General features: G+C 65.5%; 7 protein-coding genes and 1 pseudogene. 6 read left to right on the top strand and 2 right to left on the bottom strand.

The window, feature by feature from the left end; all coding sequences use genetic code 11:
* Positions 1-73 precede the first annotated feature (73 nt).
* The 4 genes and pseudogenes from ACH34T_RS43735 (at position 74) to sigM (ending at position 2,480) form a co-directional block, all read left to right on the top strand.
* Entirely contained in the window at positions 74-310 is a 237-nt protein-coding gene (locus ACH34T_RS43735; RefSeq protein ID WP_396026932.1) for a hypothetical protein, read from the top strand.
* A gap of 747 nt (positions 311-1,057) precedes the next feature.
* Positions 1,058-1,207, top strand: a complete 150-nt coding sequence (locus ACH34T_RS43730) for a hypothetical protein (RefSeq protein WP_396026931.1) — start codon at positions 1,058-1,060, stop codon at positions 1,205-1,207.
* A gap of 16 nt (positions 1,208-1,223) precedes the next feature.
* Positions 1,224-1,442: pseudogene (locus ACH34T_RS43725) on the top strand (helix-turn-helix domain-containing protein); the annotation flags it as partial.
* A 303-nt stretch (positions 1,443-1,745) separates the two neighbouring features.
* Positions 1,746-2,480 carry an RNA polymerase sigma factor SigM gene (sigM, locus tag ACH34T_RS43720; protein WP_396026933.1) on the top strand — a complete coding sequence of 245 codons (735 nt, stop codon included), beginning with the start codon at positions 1,746-1,748 and terminating at the stop codon, positions 2,478-2,480.
* A gap of 572 nt (positions 2,481-3,052) precedes the next feature.
* Here sigM and ACH34T_RS43715 read toward each other — a convergent pair.
* Positions 3,053-3,541 carry a hypothetical protein gene (locus ACH34T_RS43715; RefSeq protein WP_396026930.1) on the bottom strand — a complete coding sequence of 163 codons (489 nt, stop codon included), beginning with the start codon at positions 3,539-3,541 and terminating at the stop codon, positions 3,053-3,055.
* Between the two features lie 1,012 nt (positions 3,542-4,553).
* Here ACH34T_RS43715 and ACH34T_RS43710 point away from each other — a divergent pair.
* Complete coding sequence (locus ACH34T_RS43710; RefSeq protein ID WP_396026929.1) at positions 4,554-4,946, top strand: hypothetical protein; 393 nt, start codon at positions 4,554-4,556, stop codon at positions 4,944-4,946.
* A 3-nt stretch (positions 4,947-4,949) separates the two neighbouring features.
* On the top strand, positions 4,950-5,918 hold the full coding sequence (locus ACH34T_RS43705) for a ribosomal protein L7/L12 (RefSeq protein ID WP_396026928.1): 969 nt from the start codon (positions 4,950-4,952) through the stop codon (positions 5,916-5,918).
* 257 nt (positions 5,919-6,175) lie between these two features.
* On the opposite strand, the gene ACH34T_RS43700 is transcribed toward ACH34T_RS43705, so the two are convergent.
* Positions 6,176-6,427: a hypothetical protein gene (locus ACH34T_RS43700; protein ID WP_396026927.1), complete on the bottom strand. Its 252-nt coding sequence runs from the start codon at positions 6,425-6,427 to the stop codon at positions 6,176-6,178.
* Positions 6,428-6,429: the final 2 nt, after the last annotated feature.

Raw genomic sequence — 6,429 nt, 5'->3', positions numbered from 1 at the left:
GCAGATAGAAGGAGGGTCCGGCCCCTCCCGACCGTGAACACGGCTTCGGGGATCGACACCCGAGGAGCGCCCGGTGCAGATCGTCTACTCCCGCGTGTCCACCGCCACCCAGTCACTGCTGCGCCAGAGACACATCCTCACCGAGGCCGGCCTCCTCAGAGGAATGAAGGAACTCGAAGCCTTCGGACTGGTCACCGTCAAACGCCAGCCCGTCAACCCAGACGACTTCGACATCGAACGCATCCGCAACACCTACACACTCAACATCGACACCATCCAAAAGCCCGCCAAACGCGGCGATCTCGCCTGACCCGCATTATGTGAGACCCTCGCCTACCGCTCAGGCGGGCCTGTCTTCCGCCGTCCGGCCTCACCGTCCCGACGCGATCCTGGACGACGTGCTCCGCTAGGACGGTGGCACGCCGGAGGCGCTCCGGGCTGCGCGACGAACTGCTGGCCGACCTCGACCGCGGCGGCCCAAGGCTGGTGCTGCGCGGAAGCGGATCATCTCAAACGTGTAGGCGGGCATCTGCGGTAACAGATGCCCGCCTCGATCGCCAGGGCGCCTCGTCTCACGCCAATGAAACCGGGTGCTCGGCGACGTAGTGGGATGTGCCTCTGTTGGATGGGACGCCCTTCCGGTCCAGGCTCAAAAGAAAGACCCATCTTTCGCGATAGTAAGGCATCCCTGGCGAACTAGTTAGGTCTCGCTCGGATTAAAGGGGGCTTTGACCCGGTGAACCGCGCGCCTCTTAGCTGTCCAGAGGGTGTGTGAAGTCCGAATGGCTCCGAACAACTCAAAGGCATTTACCCCTCCGTGAACACTGGTGGACAGTTGAGCTAGGAGTCGTCTCTCAGGCTGGGGCATGGCGGTAACCACGCCCCAGCCTGAGACTCCCAAGTCCTCGTCTCACGCCACTGGACAATGAAAGGGGTGTACTCGACGATGCTGCCCTTGAGGCGCGCAAAGTCGCGCACGGATCGCCGGAACCAGCACGTGAGGGAGCTTCCTCCGCCCGGAGTTCGGCCCGCCGCTGGTGCGGTCCGTGGGTCGATCGTGATCCTGATCATCGTGGTGGTGGGGGTGCTGTGGCTTCTAGGCCGCGGCTACCCCAGTGCCGCCGCGCTTGCGGTCATCGGTGGTGCCGGGCTGATCGCCACTGAAATCGCCGCCCGGCTCCGGATCGCGCCGCCCGACAACGCCTAGCGTCACGGCAAATGTGATGCCTGGCGGCGGACGGCCAGAGCAGCCGCTCGTCCCTTCCGCCGGCCCCTCGCACGAGCTCGCCCGTGAGCTGCGTCGACTGCGCCGGCGGAAGGGCGCCACCTACCGTGAGCTGGCTGCGCTCACTGGCATGGCAAGCTCGACCCTGTGCAGTGCCGCCAGCGGCCGCGAGCTTCCGACCTGGCAGGTCACGCGGTCGTTCGTCAGTGCCTGCGGGGGAGACATCGAACGCGCCCAGACCTTGCACGTCCAGGCCAGCCAGGCCGCGGGAAGATCAGTCATCCAGCATTTGGAGCCGCTGGACGGTGATCCACCTGACCCCGAAACGGCAGCGACTCCAGCGCAGTTCGTCGCGCTCTTGAGGGGGCTGCGGGCGTGGGCGGGCAACCCGTCCTTGTCCGCTCTCAACCAGCGCGCAGGCGGTTACCGCCTACCGCCTGCCACCGTCAGTGAGACGTTGCGGCGGAATCGGCTGCCCGCACGTCTGGAGTTCGTACTGGATTACGTGGCCGCGTGCGGTTTGGACCAAACACACGCCGCACGCTGGAAAAGTGCCTGGTCCCGCCTCAGAAGTCAGCCACAGCCGCCCAACCGCACCAGCCAGCCGAGCCTTGAAGAGCAGACGCGACGCCGAGCTGAAGCAACCGACGCCGACCTCATGGGCCGCCACGCGGACGGAGACCCGCACGCGTTCGCCGAGCTGGTCCATCGCCATCGAGACCGCATGTGGGCCGTCGCGCTGCGCACGCTCGGCGACCCCGAAGAGGCCGCCGACGCCCTGCAGGACGCCTGCCTTTCGGCGTTCCGCGCCGCCGGACGGTTCCGCGGCGACGCAAGCGTCACCACGTGGCTGCACCGCATCGTGGTGAACGCCTGCCTGGACCGGATCAGGCGCAAGTCCGTCCGGCCGGCGACACCGATGGGCGACGACGCCACCTTCGACGCCGTCGCGCCCAAGATGCCCGACCCGACCGACGCGCACGGCGTCTCCCTCGACGTCCGCACCGCGCTGGATCAGCTGCCGTTCGAGCAGCGCGCCGCCCTCATCCTGATCGACATGATGGGCTACTCCGTCGACGACGCGGCGCAGGTCATGGACGTTCCGCCCGGGACGATCAAGTCCCGGCGCGCACGCGCCCAAAGACGCATCGCCCCGCTGCTGAGGAACCTCCAACGCCCCACCGTGTACCCCGCAGTACCCCGCAGGCAGATAGTCGAGGACCAGCCGGGGGCGCGTTCGGCACCCAGCCCCTGATCGGCAGCTTCGTCGGGGTCTCACATGATTGAACTTATGTGAGATCCCTCGCGTCGCTCCGCGCATACGCCCAGACGGTCATCGACCGATCGCGGGGGCGTCCTGGCTGCGAGGGCCGCCCTGCCACGGGATGTCGACTTGAGTGAGGGGCCGTACCGGGTGAGCAGGTGGGGCGTGACATAGACGCCCGCCGCGGCGGAGTCTTGCCCATCGGGGTCGTACTCGCGCATCCCGCCAGGAGTCGCGCATGGTGTCGGCGTGGTCGTTGCTCCAGCGGTCCCAGACGTCGCCGTCCATGTCCTACATGGTGAGGACGTCGCCGGGATGTCGTCACCGGGCACGAAGGTATGGGCCCCGGTCTCTATGGGGCCGGTGGCCCGCACGCCCGGAGCGGCGGGATCCTCGCGGCGCAGGACGGCGATCAGGGGCCGCGACAGGGTGTGCGCGCCGACCCGGTGAGAACCGGTTCGGTGCGCCAGTCGAACCGGAGCCGTGGCACGGCGCGGAGTTTCCCGCGTACGAGTTCGGGCCGACCGCGCCCGGGCCGGTGGGCGGCCCGTTCGATCACGCCATCAGACCGGGGGCTGTTGTCGCCCCTGTTGGCGCTGGATGTACTCGACTGCGATGTCACTCGATTCCTCGGCGGAGCCGTCGTGCCCGTTGGCTTTCTGGACGATCTCGATGGATTGGCGGTGCTCGTCAGCGAGTCGTACGTGCTCGCGGGTCAGGAGGGCCGCTGACCTGGCCATCTCAGCCAGTTGGTCGGCGAGCACTGTCGCAGCAGTCTCCCATCCGGTCGGCAGCGTGTCCTTCCTGTCCGCGTGCTGTAAGGACGAGATCATGGTGGTGAGCTCGGCGATGTTGCCGCGGAGTTGGTGGGCGAGCTCGCCGAGCATGCGACGGGTCATCACCGCCTTGGCCGCCTTCTCCCTGGCCTTGCCGTTCGCGCGGTACACGGCCTGCCGGCAACTCTTGGTGCAGTACTTGGGCCGCCGACCTGCTCCCCTATAGGCGATGGGCCTGTCACACATAGCGCAGGTGGGGGCGGTCGAGGAGATCATCTGAAGGCTCCACAGGGGCATGGCCACGATACGTCGCCGCTCTACTGGCCCCCGATGGACGACGAAAAACCGATCCACTCATCCTAGTTTCGTCGCCAGCCCAGAACGAGGGGGATCGCCTCACTCGTCCCAAGGATCCATGGAAACGGACAGGGCTGCACGATTATCGGATGTCCATAAAGTGCTAGATCAAACTGGCCAACCTCAGCCCACTCGATAGGAGAAGCCACTTACAGAAGGATATTCAAGAATGATTTTACAGGCAGAATTTCGCATCAAATAGAAACAATAATTCTGCTCATGCAATCGGCCATCTTGTTAGCGATTAAAATCACATACCACCTTTCTGGACGCAGATTTTCCGAGAAAACTTGGTTTGATAATGAATCATTTTATTTTCATCTTGAGAAGATCATGAGAGCAGCTGCGGTTCACTTCTGTTTCAATATGCAATATGTTCGTTCCATAGTAGACTAAGTTTGTTCCAAAGTATTCTCGCCTCCAGGTTGTCGGTGAAGATGGATTCATCGCTTCAGGACTTGGCCACCCGTGCGCCCAGATTATCGGATGCGGCTGCATGATTAGTTAGGTTCTGCAATAAGTTTCCGGGCGCCGTCTATTGGTCTAGGTGGGTCTCGGATCTAAGGGGCTCCTCGGTGCAACGAGGAGCCTCTTTTATATTTTGCTGGCTCGGCTGGATTCCTGGCCAGCCCGTTGTGAGCACCGGACAGCGCTCCTGCCTTAAAGCGTGCCGCTGTTTCGTCGCCGGAGGCGAGGCCAGGTCGGTGCCCAGCCCTACGGGCTGCGTGATACCCCAGGATCAGGGACGGCTTGCCCGGCTTTACGCACGTTATGATGTCGACGACATCGTCCATACGGCCGAGTGCTTCTGGTTGCACCCGGAAGATCACCACAACGCCGTGTGTACAACCGAGACCCACCTAGACCAATGGGCAGGCCGTTCTACCTGGGGTCATGCGATTCCGGGTAGAGCGGCTGGAAAGGCAACCTCGTGCTCTACCCCATCGACGGCTCGGCGGATGGTTCGACGGTCCCGCCTCCGGCCAAGAAGCCCTCAGCTCTCCTCTGGCTCATCGCAACGGTTGTGCTGCACGCCCTCTACCTCGCATTCGCGATCTACCTGGTCGAGGAACGTGCCTACGATCTGTGGCCAGCCCTGGGCATCTCCTTCGGCTCCATGGTGCTGGTGGGGGCCGCACTCCGGCTCGTTATGCCCGCCTCGCACGGCGGCTGGCATGTCACGCTGCCCCTCGTCCGACTCGGCAAGGCGATTCTGCGACCGTGGTTGCAGCCCCAGGACGCGCTGGCGGTCTCGTCCGCAGCGGAGACCGGGACGGCTCCAAACCTGCCCGGCTCTGGTGCGACGGACACCGGGGGCGAATGACCCATGGACGCCTCTCCCTATTCCTTCACCGGCTCACGCGATACCGACGAGCTGATCTTTAAGACGCTCGGAGACAACAGCGACTCCTTCGATGTCGCCGTGGTCGTGCTCGACAGCGCCCTGTCCGCGCAGGATGGCATCATCCTGACCCGCGGCATGAACGCCGCGCGGATGTTCGGTCGCTCCCAGGCGATCCTGCAGATGATCGCGAAGAACCAGAGGATCCAAGCGATTAAGGCCGTGCGCACCAACAGTACGATCACCGGATTGAAAGAGGCCAAGGACATCGTCGATGCGGTCGCGGCCGCGATGAAGATCGGGGACCGGTTGAAGGCAGCGGCCCGGAGGATAGACAACCAGCCGACGTCGGCCGCCTCCTCGACGATGGCGACTTCGCACCCGGCCGCGTTCCGGTATCACGGCAACCCGAGTCCTGGTTTCGGCCAGCCCTCCCGCGCTTGGCCGAAGCCTGAGCCCGCCGTCGACCTGACCGCCGAATTCGCCAACCAGCTCCGGATCGCCCGGCGCCGAGCGGGCGAGCCGTCCCTGAATAGGCTCGCCAACATCGACAACGTGGCTTCCAAGGCCACGTTGTCACGGGCGTTCAAGGGCGAGCGGCTCCCCTCCTGGGGCGTGGTGGAGATGCTTCTGGACACCTTCGGGGTCCCAAGGGAGGAGATCGGCGGCTTGTGGCGCCGCCGCTGGCTCCTGGCCCTGGAGCAACATCAGCCCGTCGGACTTCATGACGATCGGGACCCCTTCGGGGAGCAGCCTGCCCCCCCTCCCCAGACGCTGACCGAAACGGAGACACCGACGCCAGAGCATCCGGCTGCGGCACCAGGCGGGCAGATGTGCACCGCATGTGGCGCGTGGGTCGTCGATCTCACCCGCCACCAGGCATGGCACTGGGACCTCGATCAACGGATCCGACAAAACATCACCAGTCCGGGCGAGAACGGCACGGACGCGTAGACGCGGCAAGCCCAGTTAGGCCATTCGTCGCGTCCTGGATCCGGCTGGAGCCGGGCGAGGCCGCCGCGGCGGCCAGGACCTCCCCTAGCGGGGAGGTAGGGCCCCCACCTCGGACGAGTCTGCAGCTCCAGCCGGGCGGGGGCCCTTTCTCATGTCTCACGCGGCCCACTTGCGGAGCCCTCCCGGCTTCACCGGGCGGTTTTGACCCCGCGCAATGCGCAGCGCGCAGCGGCCCGGATCTTAACGGCGCGGTTCGCTCAGCCGTCCCGGCCGAGCAGCTCCCGCAGGTGGAGGTCACCCAGGCTCTCGTGACCGCCGTTCCTGGCGACCTCGGCCGCCAGGAACTCGGCCGGGTCGCGCGGCCGCCCGCCAGCGGCGCGCACGATCATCCGCCGCTTACCGGTCGCCAGGCTGCGCACCTCGTCCACCTGGTACCCGGCGCGGAGCCACGCGGCGATGATGACCTGTTCGGGCCCCCACCCGGGCGGCAGCTCCACGTAGACGCGCATCG

The organism is Actinomadura sp. 9N215, assembly GCF_044326345.1.
GTDB lineage: Bacteria > Actinomycetota > Actinomycetes > Streptosporangiales > Streptosporangiaceae > Spirillospora.
This window is presented reverse-complemented; position numbering and strand designations above follow the sequence as displayed.

Coding starts and splice junctions, on each gene's coding strand:
- ACH34T_RS43715 (WP_396026930.1), bottom strand. CDS start 3,541: ATGATCTCCTCGACCGCCCCCACCTGCGCTATGTGTGACAGGCCCATC.
- ACH34T_RS43705 (WP_396026928.1), top strand. CDS start 4,950: ATGGACGCCTCTCCCTATTCCTTCACCGGCTCACGCGATACCGACGAG.
- ACH34T_RS43700 (WP_396026927.1), bottom strand. CDS start 6,427: ATGCGCGTCTACGTGGAGCTGCCGCCCGGGTGGGGGCCCGAACAGGTC.